Source organism: Streptococcus sp. 45, assembly GCF_900108865.1.
Taxonomy (GTDB): domain Bacteria; phylum Bacillota; class Bacilli; order Lactobacillales; family Streptococcaceae; genus Streptococcus; species Streptococcus ruminicola.
This window is the reverse complement of record NZ_FNXZ01000004.1, coordinates 102,069-118,923: the sequence shown is the minus strand read 5'-3', so window position 1 is coordinate 118,923 and position 16,855 is coordinate 102,069. Positions and strand designations below refer to the sequence as shown.

At 37.7% G+C, this 16,855-nt stretch carries 17 protein-coding genes; 2 read left to right on the top strand and 15 right to left on the bottom strand.

What is annotated here, in order from left to right; translation table 11 throughout:
- The first annotated feature begins 54 nt into the window (after positions 1-54).
- Positions 55-888, top strand: coding sequence for an AraC family transcriptional regulator (locus BMX18_RS07655; protein WP_093815938.1), 834 nt, complete (start codon positions 55-57; stop codon positions 886-888).
- Positions 889-933: 45 nt separating this feature from the next.
- Here the strand turns inward: BMX18_RS07655 and BMX18_RS07650 are convergent, their stop codons facing one another.
- The 12 genes from BMX18_RS07650 to lacA form a co-directional block, all read right to left on the bottom strand.
- Positions 934-1,944, bottom strand: coding sequence for an ABC transporter permease (locus BMX18_RS07650; RefSeq protein WP_093815936.1), 1,011 nt, complete (start codon positions 1,942-1,944; stop codon positions 934-936).
- Positions 1,944-2,657: an ABC transporter ATP-binding protein gene (locus BMX18_RS07645; RefSeq protein ID WP_093815934.1), complete on the bottom strand. Its 714-nt coding sequence runs from the start codon at positions 2,655-2,657 to the stop codon at positions 1,944-1,946. The genes BMX18_RS07650 and BMX18_RS07645 overlap by 1 nt, the downstream gene beginning before the upstream one ends.
- A gap of 148 nt (positions 2,658-2,805) precedes the next feature.
- The gene (locus BMX18_RS07640) at positions 2,806-4,416 is read right to left on the bottom strand and encodes a glycoside hydrolase family 53 protein (protein WP_093815932.1); all 1,611 of its coding nucleotides are present in this window, start codon (positions 4,414-4,416) and stop codon (positions 2,806-2,808) included.
- Positions 4,417-4,439: 23 nt separating this feature from the next.
- A complete protein-coding gene (locus BMX18_RS07635; protein WP_074965336.1) occupies positions 4,440-6,125 on the bottom strand; it encodes a PTS lactose transporter subunit IIBC in 1,686 nt (561 codons plus the stop codon).
- A gap of 89 nt (positions 6,126-6,214) precedes the next feature.
- Positions 6,215-6,526 (bottom strand): PTS sugar transporter subunit IIA, encoded by a 312-nt coding sequence (locus BMX18_RS07630; RefSeq protein WP_074965335.1) that lies wholly within the window; start codon positions 6,524-6,526, stop codon positions 6,215-6,217.
- 13 nt (positions 6,527-6,539) lie between these two features.
- A complete protein-coding gene (gene lacG / locus BMX18_RS07625; RefSeq protein ID WP_093815930.1) occupies positions 6,540-7,940 on the bottom strand; it encodes a 6-phospho-beta-galactosidase in 1,401 nt (466 codons plus the stop codon).
- Positions 7,941-7,950: 10 nt separating this feature from the next.
- Positions 7,951-8,787, bottom strand: coding sequence for a PRD domain-containing protein (locus BMX18_RS07620; protein WP_074965333.1), 837 nt, complete (start codon positions 8,785-8,787; stop codon positions 7,951-7,953).
- A 204-nt stretch (positions 8,788-8,991) separates the two neighbouring features.
- Entirely contained in the window at positions 8,992-9,888 is an 897-nt protein-coding gene (locus BMX18_RS07615; protein ID WP_093815928.1) for an aldose 1-epimerase family protein, read from the bottom strand.
- A 98-nt stretch (positions 9,889-9,986) separates the two neighbouring features.
- Positions 9,987-10,982, bottom strand: coding sequence for a tagatose-bisphosphate aldolase (gene lacD / locus BMX18_RS07610; RefSeq protein ID WP_093815926.1), 996 nt, complete (start codon positions 10,980-10,982; stop codon positions 9,987-9,989).
- A 4-nt stretch (positions 10,983-10,986) separates the two neighbouring features.
- Positions 10,987-11,919, bottom strand: a complete 933-nt coding sequence (locus BMX18_RS07605; RefSeq protein ID WP_093815924.1) for a tagatose-6-phosphate kinase — start codon at positions 11,917-11,919, stop codon at positions 10,987-10,989.
- A gap of 11 nt (positions 11,920-11,930) precedes the next feature.
- Positions 11,931-12,446, bottom strand: a complete 516-nt coding sequence (gene lacB / locus BMX18_RS07600; protein ID WP_093815922.1) for a galactose-6-phosphate isomerase subunit LacB — start codon at positions 12,444-12,446, stop codon at positions 11,931-11,933.
- A gap of 16 nt (positions 12,447-12,462) precedes the next feature.
- Positions 12,463-12,888 carry a galactose-6-phosphate isomerase subunit LacA gene (gene lacA / locus BMX18_RS07595; RefSeq protein ID WP_093815920.1) on the bottom strand — a complete coding sequence of 142 codons (426 nt, stop codon included), beginning with the start codon at positions 12,886-12,888 and terminating at the stop codon, positions 12,463-12,465.
- Positions 12,889-13,187: 299 nt separating this feature from the next.
- Between lacA and BMX18_RS07590 the strand changes: the two genes are divergently transcribed.
- Positions 13,188-13,958, top strand: a complete 771-nt coding sequence (locus tag BMX18_RS07590; RefSeq protein ID WP_039697489.1) for a DeoR/GlpR family DNA-binding transcription regulator — start codon at positions 13,188-13,190, stop codon at positions 13,956-13,958.
- Between the two features lie 138 nt (positions 13,959-14,096).
- Here the strand turns inward: BMX18_RS07590 and BMX18_RS07585 are convergent, their stop codons facing one another.
- From BMX18_RS07585 to dtd, 3 genes are all read right to left on the bottom strand, one after another.
- Positions 14,097-15,230 carry an ABC transporter ATP-binding protein gene (locus tag BMX18_RS07585; RefSeq protein WP_074482989.1) on the bottom strand — a complete coding sequence of 378 codons (1,134 nt, stop codon included), beginning with the start codon at positions 15,228-15,230 and terminating at the stop codon, positions 14,097-14,099.
- A 100-nt stretch (positions 15,231-15,330) separates the two neighbouring features.
- Positions 15,331-16,179, bottom strand: coding sequence for a helix-turn-helix domain-containing protein (locus BMX18_RS07580; protein WP_093815918.1), 849 nt, complete (start codon positions 16,177-16,179; stop codon positions 15,331-15,333).
- A 29-nt stretch (positions 16,180-16,208) separates the two neighbouring features.
- Complete coding sequence (gene dtd, locus BMX18_RS07575) at positions 16,209-16,652, bottom strand: D-aminoacyl-tRNA deacylase (RefSeq protein ID WP_074561204.1); 444 nt, start codon at positions 16,650-16,652, stop codon at positions 16,209-16,211.
- Between the last annotated feature and the right edge of the window lie 203 nt (positions 16,653-16,855).

The following is a 16,855-nucleotide window of genomic DNA, read 5'->3' as shown; positions in this document are numbered from 1 at the left end:
TGGTATCATGTTGGGCAAATATGGTAAAATGTTGTTTATAAAGGAGTTGATACTTTGAATGTTCTAAATACCTACAACGAATTTGACACGAATAATTTTGACCTGAACGTCGACCATTATGGTGCTGAGATTTGTGATAAAAACTACTCTTTTGGACCTACTGTTAGGGATAACTATGTCCTTCATTTCATTGTTGATGGCAAGGGAACTTTCAAAATTGATGGCACAACGACCGAACTTAAAACAGGTGATATGTTTATTTTGCCAAAAGGAAAAGTGACCTTCTACCAAGCTGATAGCAAGCACCCTTGGACTTATCTTTGGGTTGGATTTAGTGGCTCAAAAGCTGAAAGCATCTTAAATAAAACACAACTTCTTGAACACTATTTTTGTCATTCAACGCTCAACTCTAAAATCCTCGATCAGCTAGTCAAATTAACGCAATTTCGTGACCAAAAACTAGATGATGTGACTGAACTCCAACTGATTGCGGAACTCTATAAACTTCTAGCTTTTCTTATGGAAGAATTGCCAAGTAAAAGCATGTCAGACAGCAATATTTTGATTCAAAACTATATCAAACAAACGAAAAAAATTATCCACACCCAATACAGCAAAACTCTTAAAGTTAGCCAAATTGCAAAAAAACTCAATCTTAATCGTTCCTACCTTTACAAGATTTTCAAAGAAGAAACAGGTTATTCTCTCAAGGATTATCTCATCCAAATCCGCATGGAAAAAAGTGCTGATTTGCTTACCAGTACGACTTTTCACATCTCAGAAATCGCAAATGCTGTAGGCTTTCCAGACGCTCTCGCCTTCAGCAAGGCTTTCAAAAAACATTTCGGACAAAGCCCAAGCAATTACCGAAAAGCGCTGAAAAAATAAAACAAAAAAACTCCCCCAGAACTAAGTTCTTGGGGGAGAAATTTTTTATAATGCCCGATATTTTTTTAAAAAGAAAGTATTCAATAATGTAAAAAGCAAACTAATAACAATTAAAGCTAGCCATTCTAATACAACAGAATTAATAGTCAATCCATCCACCATAACCTTCTTCAAAGCCTGCGCTCCATAATAGATTGGCATAATAAATTGTAATTTTTCTATATGAAATGGCAAAATCCTTATCGCGATAATTCCTGAATATAGAATTTGTGGCACGATTACAATGGGAATAAATTGTACCATTTGAAACTCTGTATTAGCAAAAATAGCAATGAACATCCCAATCGATACAGCAGAAATAGACAATAAAATAATCGTCAATTCCATCAAAACAAAGTTTCCCTCAAAAGGAACATTTAAGATAAATCGAGAAAATAACAACAAAAGCGTTCCTTGAATAATTCCAAAAGCACTAAAACCAAGTGTATATCCCAAAATTAAGCGTAATTTTGAGACTGGGCTGATTAAGATTCTCTCAAGTGTCCCTAGTACCTGTTCTCTCACAAAGGCGATTCCTGAAATGAGGAAAATTAAGAAGAAAGCTACAATGGCAATTAATGCATAGGTTAATTTTTCAAAAGTTGTTTTTAACTGATTTCCATAAAGATAATGAGTAGTCACCCCTAATTGCGGTGATAATTTTTCCTGAGTTTTTTTCAAAATGTCATGTACTTTATTGACATAAAGCGAATTTTCTTCAAGGAAATAAAGCTCTGTTCCTCGGTCAGTATACTTGATATAGGCATCATACTTGCCGGATTTTAGATTCTCATCAATACCTTTTAAATCATCAACAACCGTGACATCTGCATCTTTTTTCAGCATTTTTATAACTGACGGATTCTGACTATTTGTCGCCAATGACAAATGAACATCACTATCTCCTAACAGAAAGAAAAGAAAGGTAGTAATGACCAAAGGAACCACAAAAATCATACTGATGGACCTTTTATCATGTAAAATCTGCTTAATAACACGTAGGCAAGTTGCAACCATTATTTTGTCACTCCTTCCTCTACTAAAAACAATTTTTCAACATCTAAACCACTCTTTTCAAGCAATGTTTCCATACTATCAGTAGCAATCACTTTTCCATCACGAATGAGAATACCATAATCACAATACTTCACTTCATCCATAACATGAGTTGAGATTAACAAAGTCTTTCCTTGCTTTTGTAACTGTCGAAATTCTCGCCAAATCTTCTGTCGTAAAATAGGGTCGATGCCAACTGTTGGTTCGTCTAAAATTAACAGTTTTGGGTCATTAAGCAAGGTAATTGCTAAAGATAAGCGTTTTTTCATTCCTCCAGAATAAGTTGATACCAACTGTTTTAAGTGATTTTCCAAATTTAAAAGTCTTGCTAAATAGTCAATTCGCTGTTTGATTTTATTCTTTGACATTCCGTATAGTTGTCCAAAGAATAAAAGATTGTCATAGGCAGACAAATCCAAATAAATCGCATCCGCTTGTGGCATGTAACCAATCTGACCAATATCATGCTTACTAAGCTGATGCCCAAAAAGCATTATTTGGCCCTTAGTCGGCTTTTCTGAGCCAGTCATTAATTTCATAATCGTTGTCTTTCCAGAACCAGACGGACCAAGTAAGCAAGTGATATGTGACTCTTTTACTGTCAGATTTATACCATCTAAAACAGTGACCTTTGAAAATTCCTTAACAACATTTCTTAACTCAACACTGTTCATATAAAGCTCCCATATTTTTCATAAATCAAAATATATTGACATATTGATTCTTACAAGAGCATTATACTACTATATTCAAAAACTTCACTTCTTTACTGCAATTCACGCAAATCTCCCCCAAGAACTGAATTCTTGGGGGAGAAATGTTTTAATCAACTTTCACTAGTCGGACGTTATCGATATTTAGCCATTTGTTGGCTGATGATTTGACGTAAACGCCAACTTCGCATTGTCCATTTGTGATTTGAATGTTATCAATGGTATAAGTTTTCCAAGTACTTGAGTCTTTGAGAGAAATTTTTTGTTCGTTGCCACCGTAGTTTTTGATATAAAGTTCTGCGGTTTCAAGACTTGTGTCACCCATAGCATCGATGCTTAATTTATAAGTGCCTGAGCTGAGCTTGCCTAGTGTTTGATAGATAGAACTTTCATAAGCTTTATCTGACCAGAAGCTGAGTTTATAACGCGTATTATCATAACTTTCGGTCTTAATAGCTGAAGTTTGGCCATTTTTCCAAATCTTCCAAGATGATGGACTTTCGGTATAACCGTCCCATTCAAAGCTGTTGTTTTGAAGGAGATTCGTTAGATTAGAGTAATTGAATGCTTTGATACCACGTAAAGCATTTCCTTGGAAATCAAAGACTGCTTGATTTTCCCATTCGTTACCAGTCATATCTGAAACGCCAAGATATGACATACCTGCTTGTGTGGCCCATGAGACATTGCCGTTATACCAGAGTGGTTCCCAGTAGAAGAAACCTAGCCCATTGTTATTTTTAACGTCTTTAATCTTATCAACCAAATCTGTCAAAAATTCGTATTGACCATCTTGGCTAGCTTTATAGCCTCCTGCTGCTTCTTCTGTTGCTGTAAAGGCGTTTGTTTTTTGGTCAAGATTATCAAGAGTATTTGCATAAGCTGTTTCAACCACAACCACTTTTTTATTGTAGCTTTCGCTGATATTATCCATGTTGGCTGAAAGATCAGCTAGGCTACCATGCCAATAAGGATAATAAGAAATGCCAACAATATCAAAGTCAACGGATTGATTGGTAATCTCATCTAACCACCATTGAAAAGTTGATTGGTTACCACCGTCTGCTAAGTGAAGCATGATTGGAGTGTTACTACTTTGGGTGTCTTTTACCGCTTGAACACCAGATTTTAGAAAAGTGGCTAGGCGGGTAAATTCTTTTCCATCACCGCCCCAACTTTTTCCATATGGCCATAGCATACCGCTGTTTAATTCGTTTCCGATTTGCACCATGTCAGGGTAAATGCCTTTTGCTTTCATCTGATTAAGGACATCAGCTGTGTAAGAATAGACACTTGAATTTAATTGTTCAAAGGATTGATTTTGCCAAGCTTTTGGAAGATTTTGTTTTCCTGGGTCTACCCAAAAATCACTGTAGTGAAAATCAAGTAAGACTTTTAAGCCTTTCTTTTTAGCACGTTTCGCTAATTTTAGTGTTCTGTTTAAGTCATTCGTTCCTGCACCGTAAGGATTGCCATTTGCATCATAAGGGTCAACCCACAAGCGCAAACGAACATAGTTGACACCATTATCTTTTAAAATGGTCAGCGGATCTTTTTGAGTTCCATTACTTTTATAAACCGCTCCGCTATTTTCCATTTCATCAAGAATGGAAATATCAGCTCCGTTGATAAAGTCATCGGCTTTGACTAGGCTAGCATTTCCTGCCGTTAAGCCTAGTACAGCCGCGCTTACTAAAATCAGTTTCTTTAGCTTTTTCATAATCGTATCCTGCTTTTGTTCTTTTAAGCAAAGTAAGACATTACGAAGGCTACAGCACCTTCTGGGTCACGCGTTAATTTAATGTATTCAGCACCTTTTGTGGCAGCTAGTTTGATACCAAGGGCATCAGTATCTTTCTTGATATCTTCGTAGAATGAGTTAACTTGCGGAGCAAGGACAATCATATCGAAGTTTTTCATGATTTCATAGTGTGAGCCATAAGCACCAGCTGAAGCTGTGATATTTGCGCCTGTGGCAGCAGCACCTTCAGTAAGAGCGTTAGCAAGCATTGCACTGGTACCAGCACCAGCACAAAGGACCAAGACGTTAATTGGTTTATCAGTTGTGACTGTTACAGCTGGTTTAGCGTCAGCAACTTCTTCTACAGCTTTGACTGGTTTAACAGGAGCTTCACTTTCACTAGCAGTTTCTTGCGCAGCATTGGCAGCTTCTTCTTCAAGAAGAGATGCGTCGTAAGCTTTGATGAATGGGAAGTAGATAATCGCATCAACAGCGATAAGAACAAAGACAAGGACAATAGCTAGAAGACTAACACCTGTACCAAGAACAAGTCCGATTGGAGCTGGAGTTGCCCAAGGAAGAACGTACATAAAGCTGTTCATCTTAAGCACGTCAACGAAGAATTTGAAAATCCAAACGTTGGCAATCGGTGCCAAAAGGAATGGAATAAAGAAGTAAGGGTTAAGAATGATTGGTGTGGCAAAAAGCAAAGGTTCATTTACCGCAAAGCTGACTGGAATAAATGAAGCTTTACCAACAGCTTTCAATTGTTCTGATTTTGCAAATAGTAAGAATAAGAATGGCACGACAAGTGTGGCACCAGTACCACCCATAGTACCAACGAAGTTACCAAGACCAACAGTCAAGACGTTTGAAGCATGTTCACCAGCTTTAAACAATTGAAGGTTAGTTTCAACATTGGCATAGATAATAGCTGCAATGGCTGGTTCTACGATTGATGGACCATGCACACCAACGAACCAGAAGAGGGCCATAGCTCCCCAGATAATGGCAATTCCAAGATAACCATCAGCTGCTGTGAACAATGGTTGAAGAAGAGTGATAACAGCTTCGGCAAATGATGTGCCAAAGAAATGACGGATAACCGTATCAATGATAACCGCAGCAAACACTGCAAATGAGAATGGGAAAATGTCACGGAATGTTTGAGAAATAGTACCAGGTACTTCTTTTGGCATCTTGATTGTGATGTCACGAAGCACACAGAATTTATAAACATTGACAGTGATGAAGGCTGCTACAAAGGCTGCTAGGATACCTTTTGTCCCCATGTATCCAGTAGCAAGACCACCTTCGATTTCATCAGCACTCAACATCAAAAAGCTGACGATTGAGGCAAGCATGACAGATACCGCATTGATTTTTTTATTGCCAGGCATCTTACGGTTAACAGATTCAGCCAAGCAACGTGCAGTTGTTGATGAAACAAGAAGGGCAACCACACCCATTGAATAGTTGTAAATTTTCCAAAGCCAGTTTGAAAAGTCTTCTGGTAATTTGACACCAAGAACATCTGGAATAGATGCAATCAAGATGAAAATACTAGAAAAGAGAATAGCTGGCATAGCAGCTAGGAAACCATCACGAATGGCACCTAGATAAATATTTCGAGAAACTTTTTCAAAAAAAGGTTTTCCCTTTTCAATTTGTTGAATGAGTTTGTTCATGATACAACTCCCCAAAAACCTAGGCTTGGCAAATGAGAGGAGATTATACAGTTACCAAGCCCTAGTTTTCTTCCTTTCTTTTTCAAAAATTAACGATTTTTATATAATTCAATAAAATCCGAAATGATATCACGCAACAACAAAGTTGTCATCAAGTGGTCTTGACCGTGAACGAAGATAAAACCAAGTTCCAAATCTTCACCACCTGCTTCTTGAGCTAACAGAGCAGTTTGTGCATTGTGGGCTTTTGCCAAATTGTCATCAGCGTCCTTGAGCGCTTTATCGATATTGTCAAAGTTGCCAGAACGCACTTCTTTGAGCAATTGAAGAAGTGTACTTCTTGCATCACCTGAGTAAGCCACAATTTCAAAACCCAACATTTGTAATTCTTTTTTATCCATTTTCAAAATCCCCTTATTCTACAATTTTTGTATCGCTAATGTGTTTGTACCAATATGCTGACGCTTTTGGATAACGTTTTTGTGTTTCAAAATCCACATAGAACAAACCGTAGCGTTTATTATAGCCATTTGACCATGAGAAGCAATCCATCAATGACCATAAGAAATATCCCTTAACATTAACACCTGCATCGATTGCTTTAGCAAGTGATTGAAGGTAAACTTTCAAATAATCGATACGCGGTTGGTCCATGATGATGCCGTCATCAAATTCATCTTTGTAGCCCATACCATTTTCTGTGATGTAGATTTTATTATAGTGTGAGTAATCTGCTTTGATACGAAGAAGCAAGTCATACAAACCTTCAGGATAGATAATCCAGTCCCAATCTGTTCTTGGAATTCCTTCTTTGTAAATACGTTCCCCGATACCTTTCACTTTGTAAACTGATGTTCCTTTATCACCTGTACCGTTGTGATGAATAGCATTTTCACCATTGTAGGCTTTAACAAAATGACATTGGTAATGATTGATACCAAGGTAGTCATTACGGTGACTAGCTTTTTTCATTTCTTCAAAGTCACTATCAAGAAATTCGTAACTTGCATTGTTAGCAGCACATATTTCTTTAAGCGCTTTCATTGTTTCGTTTGAATAATAACCTAGGTAAGTTGCATCAAGTAAGAAACGAATTGATAACGCATCATCTAGGAAAGCGGCATGTTTATCTTCTTCACTATCAGTTGCAGGGTATTTGGTTTCAAGAGAATGAACCACACCAATTTCTCCTTGGTAGCCACCATCTTTAAACAAGTTAACCACACGCGCATGCGCATACATCATATTGTGCAAACATTGGATAACTTTTGAAAGGTCATATTTGATTCCTGGTGGGAAAATTCCAAGCAAATATTGGTTGGTTGCAACTGGATAGATTTCATTAAAAGTACTCCAGTGACGAACTTCTGTGAATTCTTCAAAACAGAATTTAGCATAATCGACAAATGCCTCAATCGTGTCACGGTTTAGAAAATCACCATTATCAAACAAAACTTTTGGCGTATCAAAATGATGAAGGGTTACGAAAGTTGTGATACCACGTTTTTCACATTCTGCAAAAACTTTGTGGTAAAAATCAACACCTTCTTGGTTAACCTCACCTCTACCATTTGGGAAAATACGACTCCAAGCAATCGATAAACGGAGTCCATTAACACCAAATTTTTCACAAAGCTCAATATCTGTTGGGTATTGGTGATAAAAATCGCTAGCTGGATTTGGACTGAAACGTCCTTGTTCTGCTAGGAAATCATCCCAAGCCACAGGTCCTTTGCCACCTTCATTTGTTGAGCCTTCAACCTGGTAAGCTGCTGTTGCGCCACCAAAAATAAAATCATCAGGTAATTTGTACATTATTTTCTCCTTATTTTAATAAACGTTGAATATGTATAACCAGATAAACACGTTCACTGCGTGATAAATCCAGCTGCAATTCTTCTTCAATCAAGTTGTAAATGGCTCGACCAATTTGATAAGCTTTTGGATAATCTGCTTTAACAAATTCTTCCATGCTTATCAAAGATGTTTCATCTTGCTGATTAGTCTGTAATCGATTGATTAGATAAGTGAGATGAATCATTAAGCGGTCGTAAAGATTGCCATTAGCACTACTACGCTTGATACCATTCTTGGCTAATTCATCCTCGACTAATTCCAAGACGCGTTTTCTAGCGCTCTCTTCTTTCGTCGCTGAAACATCGTAGTCACCTTTAGCATTAATGAAATGCAGTGCCATGCGCCCAACTTCGTCATCAGGAAAAGTTACTGATAACTTTTGACTCAATATCTCAACAGCTTCTCTTGCCATCTCAAACTCTGTCACGTATTCTTTCGAAATGTCTGGCAAATGACTTTCTTGATAGGTCCCTTTTAATAACTTCTGATAAACAGAATAAACGTGATCGGTAAGCGTGACATACAAATATTCTTGCACAGGGAATTGATGTTTTTTCACCAATTCATCAATCATATTGTAAGTAACCGTTAAGATATCAAGCGGAATGTTCTTCAAGAGCGTTAAAAAGTTTTCCTTAGATTCCTCAGTTTTTAAAGAAAAGACTTTTTCAACTTTATCTGGTGTGATTAAATCACCTTTTCTCTTGTGAAAAACAATTCCTAGTCCCATAACGACAGCCTGTTGTCCTTGTTCATTTTTAACTAGGGCAACATTATTGTTGAGCGCTTGTATAATCCGAAACATTCTACCCCTCCCCAGTGGTTTAGACAAATAAAAAACCACAAACAAGCTAGACTTCTTCCGTCTAGATTATTTGCGGTCTTGCCTAATGTCTTAGTTACAATCCACTCTATTTAATTTCTATGGTTATAATATATCACACATTTTTAGTTTTGTAAACCCTTTCTTGTTTATTTTTTGAGTTTTTTTGTTTGTTTATAAACATTTTCAAAAAATGGTAATAGCAAAGGATTTTTCACTCGTTTGACCGCTATCCACAAAAGTAACCTGACGTTTGTCTTCTAAAACATCACTTTCATCTAAGGATGTTGACAAGCCACTCCAAGGTTCCAAAGCGATAAAAGGACTCTTATTAGCTGTCGACCATAAAACCAAGTTTGGAAAATCAGCAAAGTCTAATCGCAAACCTTTAGCATGCTTGTGAGATTTCAAAGAAATGCTGCGCGAAGCTAAACGATCCAAAGTAATAGCATCTTTAGCAAACAAAGCGTAATCTAGCTCTAGCACCTTTTGATGGTTTAAAAATGGCGTCCGCTTTGTCACATCAAGTAAACCAGTCTCTGGAAAAGTTTCTGGTACCGAGCAAGTTTCTTCTTTTTCAAATTCAAGATAATAATCTTCGTATTCCTCATCATTTAGCAAAGGACAGTTAAAGCCTGGATGTCCCCCGATAAAATACGGCATCCGCTTTTCTGGCTCACGATTGCTAACTTGATAAGTCACCTTGATAGTCTTTTCAATTAAGGTATAAATGATTTTAAGTTCAAAATCGTAAGGATAATTCGCTAACATATCACTGTCGGGTGTAATGCTAAAAGCAACACTGTCTTCTGATATGAGGTGATAATTAAAATTTTTCTTACGCACCAAGCCGTGACGTGGGATGATTCCTGTAAAATGCGGACGAACATTTGGACGATAAATCGCTTCATCATCACGTAAGCTACCACAAATCGGAAAGAGGACAGGTGCCTGTGAACTCCAATATTTTGGATTTCCTTGCCACAAATATTCGATGCCGTCTTTATCTTTGATAGAAGACAAAGCTCCCCCAAATTCTTTAAATTGAACTGTCAAGAAATCATTTTTTAATTCGATGACCATAATTTCCTTCCCTTTCTAAAAAAGGGAATGTTCATCCTCACAATCAACATTCCCAGTATCAAAAAACAAAGTATATCAAAGAAGTTTTGCTAATTGCTTTAGGCAAAAGCAACTTCAACTACTTTCTCAGTCCAAGGACTAGCTGTCTTCACAAGCACTTTATTGAGATCTTCAATATTTTTGCGTCCTTGCGTTTGAAGCCATTCACGCGCAGCAGCTTCACCTTGTTCAATATAGATTTGAACACAACCAGCCCATGTCGCACGTCCACAAAGCACACCATTGAAATTAGCACCAGATTCAGCCGCAAATGCCAACGTTTCTTGGAAAAGTTTTGCTGACACACCAGCACTTAGGTAGATATATGGCAAATGGCTAGCCGCTTCTTGGTCTTTAAAGGCTTGTGCTGCTTCTTCTCTTGTGTAAACCACTTCACCATCCGCAAAACCTTCAACATATTTCATATTGACAGGGACTTCAACTTTTAGCACATCGATACCAAAACGTTCATCTGAGAAGACTTTCATCGCTTCATTAACTTTGTGTGGTTTGACTTTGGCAAATGCTGTGCTAGTATTGTCAGAAATGTTTTCATCATAAGTCAAGATTTCAAGGAAGAATGGCATGTCTTCAGCCTTACATTCATCACCAATGCGTTCGATATAAGCTTGCTTTTGAAGATTAATGTATTCATCGCCATCGACATCATAGTAAAGCAAGAATTTCACCGCATCTGCGCCTTCTTCTTTCAGGCGCTTAGCTGACCATTCTACCAAGCAATCTGGTAAGCGGCTAGTTGTTGTGGTATCATAGCCTGTTTTTTCATAAGCCAGCAACAATCCTGCATTGCTATCTCTGACTTTGCTTGCAGGCAAGCCATATTCAGGGTCAAGAAGAATAGATGAGGCATATGGTGTTAATTCTTCAGAAACCAAGGCTTTCAATTGTTCAATTTGTGCAACACTTGGTTCTTCAGTTTGATATTTTGCCATCATGCGCTTGAGAGCCCCACGTTGGTCAAATGCCAAAGCAGAAATAACACCCTCACGACTAAGTTTTTCCAGTAAGTTACGTTTTCCTTGTGTTAATACCATTTTTCTATACCTCTTCTACCTGAATTTGATTAAATAAATTTTCGTAATGTTTCATATTGACATGCCCAGTCATTTTTTCTTGAGCGTTTAACATTCCAAGAACATTAGCATGGCATAAGAAATCTTTATCTGAAAGGCTGTGAGTAATTGCTGAAGCAATCCCAGCCACTGTCGAATCCCCTGAACCGACCGGATTTACCACATCGATTTTTGGAATAGTGACGCGATAAAAATGATTGTCATGTTTTGCAAAAGCCCCTTTGCCACCAAGTGAGACAACCACCCAATCAATGCCATCAAATAAGTCATCTTGCAAGATTGCTTTTAGCTCTGCTACATCATCAGTAACCGTTTTTCCAACAAGTTGAGACAACTCTTCGGTATTTGGTTTGATAACAAATGGTTTGTCAGCACCAGCTAAAACAGCTTCTAACGCTTTGCCAGAACAATCCAGCACAACTTTTTTACCTTGAGAATTTGCTAGACTAATCATCTTTTGATAGTAATTATCCTCAAGACCAGCTGGAAGACTTCCTGAAATCGTGATGACATCATACGACGGGCAAAGATAGCGGAAATGATTAAGGAAACCATCTGCTTCATCTGGGTCAATCATGGGACCAGCTTCTAAAATTTCTGTTTGCAATCCGTTATGTAAAATCGCAATACAATTACGCGTCTCACCATGAATCTTAAAAAAGCGGTGATTAATCTGACTTTTATCCAATTGCCCTGTCAAAAAATCTCCTAGCTTTCCACCAACAAAACCTGTTGCTGTCACATGGTCGCCAATCTCTGATAATACTCGAGTGACATTCAAACCCTTACCACCTGCTGTTTTTCGTACGTCAGCAACACGGTTTACAGTATCCAACTTTAAATCATCTAGCGGATAAGAAATATCAATCGATGGGTTCAACGTTACAGTAAGAATCATCTGATTTTCTCCTAATCGTGATATTCGCCACGGTCCCATTTTTCAAGAAATTCATCAAAGAAATCTGGTGAACTTTGTTCTTCGTTGATGGTTTCAACTGCTGCAATTTTTTCAATTAAAGCTTTATTTTCTGCTGTTGGTTTGTATTCAGCCTTGATGAAAGCTTCGATAATATCACACATCAACAATTCACCAGTAATTTTGCCACCAAAGCCAATGACATTCGCATTCAACTCTTCTTTGGCATAAATGGCGGTTGTCATATCACGCACCAAAGCTGAACGAATACCTGGAACTTTATTGACAGAGTTGTTAATACCAACACCTGTACCACAGATACAAACTCCCAAATCTGCTTGACCGCTTGTTACAGTTTCACCAACTTTTTTACCAAAGATTGGGTAGTGCGTACGTGTATGGTCATAAGTACCACAATCAATGACTTCATAGCCTTTTGATTTCAAAAAGTCTGACACTGCCATTTTTTCTGTTGTTACGATATGGTCACATCCAATTGCAATTTTCATTTTATCTTCCTCGCTCCTAGCACATTTTATTTAACATATCGACACGGATTTGGTGACGACCACCGTCATAGTGACCTTCCAAAAATCCTTTGACAATGTTTTTAGCTAATTCAACCCCAACAATTTCTGAACCCATGGTAATCATGCGCGCATTATTGTGAGCACGTGTCATATAAGCAGAGCGTTCATCTGAAACTTCAGCACAAATCATCCCTTTGATTTTTGTAGCTGTCATAAAGCTACCTGCACCATAAGCATCAATCATGATACCTAGATTTTCATCTGATTCATTGACACCTGCTGCAACCGCAAGCGTATTATCAACAAAATCTTTTTTGACATCTGTAACGTCTTTGACGTCATAAGCATTTTCAAGCAGGTAATCTTTAATAATGTTTTTTAAAGTTTCCCCTGCAGCATCTGAACCAAGAATAACTGTCATTTTAACACCTCAAAATTTTTCTTTTATCTAGATAATTTTTTAAAAACGTTTTTTTATGTTTATATAATAATTCTAAAACAAACATTTGTCAACATATTTGTTTAATATTTTTTTAAAAATGTTTGTTGCTTTGTGTTTGTTTCATTTTGAGAAACTCTCGAAAAACGCTTTAACTTCGGTACTTTTCATGATTGTTACAAAACTGTTTCAAAATGTTTCTTTTTTTTCTTATTTGTTGAGTTACCAGTCTCTTTGTGATATGATAGTGACAAGGAATAAAGAAAAGAAAGGAGATTGACATGCTGAAAAAAGAACGCCTCCAGTGGATTCTTGAAAAAATCAACGTCAAAGGTGTTATTACAGTAAATGACATCATTAAAGAACTTGGTGTTTCTGACATGACAGTTCGTCGTGACCTTGACGAGCTAGACAAAGAAGGCTTATTGATTCGTATCCATGGTGGCGCACAAAGTATTGATACACCAAAAGTAAAACCAAAATACGAAAAATCAAACACTGAAAAACAAGAACTACAAATCGAAGAAAAGCGTGCCATTGCTAAGTTCGCCAGCACACTCATTCAAGAAGGCGAAACAGTCTTTATCGGTCCCGGAACAACGCTGGAACATTTTGCTCACGAACTTGTTGCCAAAAACATCCGTGTCGTGACAAATAGTTTGCCAGTATTCACCATTTTAAATCAAAATAAAAGCACCGATTTAATCTTAACCGGCGGTGAATACCGTGATATCACAGGTGCCTTTGTTGGCTCACTGACTGCTAACTACTTGCAAAATCTCAAGTTCTCAAAAGCCTTTGTTAGTGCTAACGGTGTCTTTGGGGATTCTGTAGCTACTTACAGCGAAAGCGAAGGAGAAATTCAACGCATTGCCCTTGATAATGCCTTTGAAAAATTCCTTCTCGTCGATCATGAAAAATTCGATAAATACGATTTTTATGATTTCTACAATGTCAGCAAAATCGATCACCTGGTCACTGATTCAGGTATTTCTGAAGATGCCAAAGAAAAATTTGGTCAATTAACTGATATTATGGTTGCCGACGAATAAATTTAGACAATGAAAAAGTTACTTATCATCTGGTAAGTAACTTTATTTTATGATGAAAACCCAAAAAAGCCCTACGTCGTTAGACGTAAGGCTTTTTGGGTTGTATTCTAGAAGAGTTCTGTTTTGGATAGCGTTAAATTAGCGAATAGCTGCCTCCGTTTCTGGGTCAAAGAAGTGACCTTTGGCAACATTCAATGTCAATTCCACTTTTGAACCTGGTTGGTAAACATCACGCGCATCCGCACGAGCAACAAGTTCAGTGTTACCTACTTTAACGTAAAGCATTGTTTCAGCACCGAGTAATTCAGAAACAGTAACTTCAGCTTCAAGAGTTGCTCCTGGGTATGTTTCACGAGCTAGTGGGTTGTTTGAGATATCTTCTGGACGAATACCGAAGATAACTTTTTTACCATTGTAACCTTTTGTTTCAAGCAATTTCTTTTGACCTTCTGGCAAAGTAATTGTGAAACCTGAGTCACTAACCAAAGTATTGTCTTTAACTGTTCCTTCAAAGAAGTTCATGGCTGGACTTCCGATGAAACCAGCAACGAATTTGTTAGCTGGACGGTTGTAAAGTTCTTGTGGTGTACCAATTTGTTCAACGCGACCGATTGTTCCTGAACCGTCAGGGTTTTTAGTAGAACTCATGATAACAATACGGTCAGCAAGTGTCATGGCTTCTGTTTGGTCGTGAGTAACGTAGATTGTTGTTGAACCAATACGACGGTGAATTTTTGCGATTTCAGCACGCATTGACACACGAAGTTTGGCATCCAAGTTTGACAAAGGTTCGTCCATCAAGAATACTTTGGCATCACGCACGATAGCACGACCCATGGCAACACGTTGACGTTGACCACCTGAAAGGTCAGCAGGTTTGCGTTCAAGGAATTCTGTCAAGCCAAGAATTTGTGCGGCTTCGCGAACACGTTTGTCAATTTCATCTTTTTTATATTTTCTAAGTTTTAGCCCAAATGCCATGTTATCGTAAACAGTCATGTGTGGGTAAAGAGCGTAGTTTTGGAAAACCATGGCAATATCACGGTCTTTTGGTGCTTTATCATTAACGACTTCGCCATCAATTTTAAGTTCACCTTCTGTGATATCTTCAAGACCAGCAACCATACGAAGCGTTGTAGATTTACCACAACCTGAAGGTCCTACGAAAACGATAAATTCTTTATCTTTAATGTCAAGATCGAAATCTTCAACAGCATAGTGGCTTGCATTTGGGTATTTTTTGTAAATATGATTAAGATTAAGTTCTACCATTTTTTAACTCCTTTGATCTATGTGGCTTTATTATAGCAAAGATAACGCTTACATGATATAGACAGGAGTCACAAGATTTTTTGTGCAATGTGCCCAAAAACTAATTTTCCATAATTAAAAGATACGAAAATGCCAAATCATTAAGATTTTTCAAATTCAAACCTGACAGGAGGCGAAATTTCTCGATTTTATAATGCAAGGAATTACGGTGAATATAAAGATTTTGTGCTGTTTTGGCAAGATTGCCCTGTTCTTGCCACATGGTCATGATAATCGGTCTGATGTCTTTACTATCATCAATAGCCTGTAACATTTTATGTTTAATAGCTGGCAAATCAAGCTGGTGCGCATAAGCTAGCAGCAACATTTGTGAAAAACTGACTGTTCGTTCATTACCACGGAAATGTCTCATATTGGCAAACAAGCGACTTTCTTCACGGTAAAAAGCTGGCAAATCATCTGCTTGAAATTTACACCAGACATTGCCAAAGAAAATGGTTAACTTGATACCAAAGTCACTTTCCAAAGTCGGCAGCACATCATCGATTAAATCTTCTGCTTCAATCATCTCTTCTTGATCAAGAATGAGTAATGTTCTAGTCTTTGAAATGACCACCGTCGCAAGTAAATTGGGTAACAAGGTCACAAAAAAATCACACAGTTCTTCTGGCAAGGCTTCCTTGTGATCGATGTAAATGATTTGCAAGGCTTTATAATCTTTTGCCACACTCAAATCATCTTGAATCAAATAACGGTACCAAGGATTCTCAGTCACCTTGTCTTCTAAAATACCGTCATTTTGCAAAGCCAGTAATGCTTTTTCACGCTCACTCAGATTTGCTAGAGGAAGGTAATACGTTTGCCCATTTTCCTCAACAGCTACCCAATCTTCTGCATGCTCAACCTTGCCAGCTTCAACAGCTTCTGGAAACAATCGCTCTAATGACATCTTCCACCTCCGTCCCTTCTTAACTCAACTTAACGTGATTTCGTATCTAAAATAATGGTAACAGGACCGTCATTAACTAGGCTAACTTGCATATCTGCACCAAAAACGCCTGTTTCAACAGGAACGAATTGGGCAAGGGCTTCATTAAAGTCGAGGTACATTTTTTCAGCTTTATCAGGTTTTGCGGCACCTGTAAATGCCGGACGATTGCCTTTTTTGGTATCCGCAAACAAAGTAAATTGAGACACTGATAAGATACTTCCTTTAATATCTTGGACAGATAAATTCATCTTGCCCATGTCATCTGAAAAGATGCGCATATTAGTGATTTTACGAACAGCGTAATCAAGGTCTTCTTGCTCATCATCTGGTCCTACTCCAACTAACAACAATAAACCTTGATTGATATCTCCAACCAGTTCATCATCAATTACAACTTGTGCCTCTTTAACACGTTGAATGACTACTTTCATATCTATTCCTTTCTGAAAATAAATTCGCTTTCATTACTGCCATTTTAACATTTTCAGAAAAATAAAAAAAGCACTTACCACATACTCTTTCAAACAAAAAATGAGCTGATTGTACAGCTCATTTTTTAAAGAAAAATTCTTTTTCGATGCTTTCCTTAGGTGGTGCGGTCGGCAGCGACTTCCTTCGGAATTCCATGCCTAAG

Bases quoted from the DNA above. Each gene is read 5' to 3' on its own strand.
- BMX18_RS07640 (WP_093815932.1), bottom strand. From the start codon at position 4,416: ATGAAAAAGCTAAAGAAACTGATTTTAGTAAGCGCGGCTGTACTAGGC.
- BMX18_RS07580 (WP_093815918.1), bottom strand. From the start codon at position 16,179: ATGTCATTAGAGCGATTGTTTCCAGAAGCTGTTGAAGCTGGCAAGGTT.
- BMX18_RS07615 (WP_093815928.1), bottom strand. From the start codon at position 9,888: ATGGTCATCGAATTAAAAAATGATTTCTTGACAGTTCAATTTAAAGAA.
- BMX18_RS07630 (WP_074965335.1), bottom strand. From the start codon at position 6,526: ATGGATAAAAAAGAATTACAAATGTTGGGTTTTGAAATTGTGGCTTAC.
- BMX18_RS07620 (WP_074965333.1), bottom strand. From the start codon at position 8,787: ATGTTTCGGATTATACAAGCGCTCAACAATAATGTTGCCCTAGTTAAA.
- BMX18_RS07645 (WP_093815934.1), bottom strand. From the start codon at position 2,657: ATGAACAGTGTTGAGTTAAGAAATGTTGTTAAGGAATTTTCAAAGGTC.
- BMX18_RS07650 (WP_093815936.1), bottom strand. From the start codon at position 1,944: ATGGTTGCAACTTGCCTACGTGTTATTAAGCAGATTTTACATGATAAA.
- dtd (WP_074561204.1), bottom strand. From the start codon at position 16,652: ATGAAAGTAGTCATTCAACGTGTTAAAGAGGCACAAGTTGTAATTGAT.
- lacA (WP_093815920.1), bottom strand. From the start codon at position 12,888: ATGACAGTTATTCTTGGTTCAGATGCTGCAGGGGAAACTTTAAAAAAC.
- lacG (WP_093815930.1), bottom strand. From the start codon at position 7,940: ATGTACAAATTACCTGATGATTTTATTTTTGGTGGCGCAACAGCAGCT.
- BMX18_RS07605 (WP_093815924.1), bottom strand. From the start codon at position 11,919: ATGATTCTTACTGTAACGTTGAACCCATCGATTGATATTTCTTATCCG.
- lacD (WP_093815926.1), bottom strand. From the start codon at position 10,982: ATGGTATTAACACAAGGAAAACGTAACTTACTGGAAAAACTTAGTCGT.
- lacB (WP_093815922.1), bottom strand. From the start codon at position 12,446: ATGAAAATTGCAATTGGATGTGACCATATCGTAACAACAGAAAAAATG.
- BMX18_RS07590 (WP_039697489.1), top strand. From the start codon at position 13,188: ATGCTGAAAAAAGAACGCCTCCAGTGGATTCTTGAAAAAATCAACGTC.
- BMX18_RS07585 (WP_074482989.1), bottom strand. From the start codon at position 15,230: ATGGTAGAACTTAATCTTAATCATATTTACAAAAAATACCCAAATGCA.
- BMX18_RS07635 (WP_074965336.1), bottom strand. From the start codon at position 6,125: ATGAACAAACTCATTCAACAAATTGAAAAGGGAAAACCTTTTTTTGAA.